The sequence below is a fragment of the Thiohalocapsa sp. genome (assembly GCF_019695415.1).
GTDB lineage: Bacteria > Pseudomonadota > Gammaproteobacteria > Chromatiales > Chromatiaceae > Thiohalocapsa.
Map to the genome: position 1 here is coordinate 1 of NZ_JAIFKJ010000646.1, position 1,770 is coordinate 1,770.

General features: G+C 66.6%; 2 protein-coding genes. One reads left to right on the forward strand and one right to left on the reverse strand.

Annotated features, from left to right (window positions below):
* A partial coding sequence (locus I6U14_RS17580; protein WP_296901093.1) for an IS110 family transposase occupies positions 1 to 845 on the forward strand: 845 nt, incomplete at its 5' end.
* 552 nt (positions 846 to 1,397) lie between these two features.
* On the opposite strand, the gene I6U14_RS17585 is transcribed toward I6U14_RS17580, so the two are convergent.
* The coding region (locus I6U14_RS17585) for a pilin (protein WP_296901094.1) at positions 1,398 to 1,770 on the reverse strand (373 nt) is incomplete at its 5' end.

Sequence of the window (1,770 nt, forward strand, 5' to 3'; positions counted from 1 at the left end):
GCATCAAGACCGACCGGCGCGATGCGCTGAAGCTCGCGCGTCTGCTGCGCAGCGGGGATCTGACGGGGGTGTGGGTCCCCGACCAAGAGCAAGAGCGCATGCGCGATCTCAGCCGCGCGCGCGATGACCTCAAGGCGCAGGAGCGCAAGGCGCGCCAGCAACTCAACGCCTTCCTGCTGCGTCACGGCCACCACTGGCCGAAGGGCAAGAGCCGCTGGACGCCGGCGCACGAGAACTGGCTGGCCGAGCTGAAGATGGATGATCCCTGGCAGCAGGTGGTGCTGCAGACCTACATCGATGCCGAACGCGCCGCCGGTGAGCGGGTCGCCCAGCTCAACGATCAGCTCATGCGGGCACTGCCCGAGTGGTCGCTGGCGGCGGTGGTCGACTCGCTGGTGGCGCTGCGCGGCATCGACAAGCTCGCTGCCATCGTGCTGCTGGCCGAGCTCGGCGACATCAGCCGCTTCGACTCGCCCAAGCAGCTGATGGCCTTCCTCGGCCTGGTGCCGAGCGAGCATTCCTCCGGCGGGCGTCGACGCCAAGGGGCGATCACGCTCACCGGCAACAGCCATGCTCGGCGCATGCTCATCGAATCGGCTTGGAGCTACCGCTTCCCGGCTCGCCAGACCAAGCATCTGAAGGCCAAGGCCAGCAGCGCCTCGCCGGCGGCCAAGCAGATTGCCTGGAAGGCGCAGGTACGCTTGTGTGGGCGCTATCGCACCATGACGCGCGCCGGCAAGAACACCAAGCTCGTCTGCGCGGCCATCGCCCGCGAGCTGGCGGGTTTTCTCTGGGACATCGTGCGCCAGGAGATGCCACGGCTCGCGGCGGCGCGCAGTGCCTGAGAGGCGGCGCGCGGTGCTGCTGCGCGGGTGAAACCGGCGTGATCGGGCGATGAGACAGACAACAGACCCATTGACTCAGGGCATCCGCGGCCGGTGTGGAGAACCCTTGTTGGGACTAGACCGGCGGCGTGCGGGAGAATCCCACAGCGGGCATCCCGCACGCCGATCCCTGCTCTTAGAGAAAGGCCAGCTCCGCGACGCAGTGAAGTCCGGTGGTACCCAATCCACGCATATCAGCATGATCCACCGTCGCAGTCTGCCGCCGGGTGCCCTGAGCCAATGGGTCTGTATCGACGCTACCGTCGGCCTGTGGATATGTGGACGCGTCCGCATCCCTGCGGACCGGCCCGAGCGGAGACGTGTGGACAACCCATGGACCGCGCCGAGAGGCCTGCGTAAGCCGGTACGGCCGGGGCGGCGCGGCCCACCGGTTGCCCACACTCTCGGGCCTCGCGCCCACATACCCACAGGCCCCACAACAAATTGTTTTTGAAAAGGATTGAAGAGGCGTGTCAAAAAACTCAGTGCCAATCCTTGACAGGTCAAAACATATCAGTCTACTTCATCCCCACCACAGGCATCGCGGCAGTTAGCCGGCGCCAGCTGCTTGTTCTCGGCCTCCGCCGCCATGCAGCAGTCCCAGCGGACCGCGCCGGTGGTGTCGGCATCGCCCTGCAGGTTGACCACGAGGCCGTCGACCTCGTCTGTTCCGGTCAGGACGATCTGGTTGTTGTCGGCGTCCCACGCGACGCTGGCGACGATGTCGGTCTCGACGGCGGGCAGCGCCAGGGCGTCGGCCGTCGGCCACTCGCCCGAGGAAACGCGGTACTCGGCCGCTGCCATCTTTGCCGGCGCTGCGGCGAGGATCATCTCCGACACCTTGGCACGCTGCGTGTAATCCATGTACGACGGTATTGCAATCGCG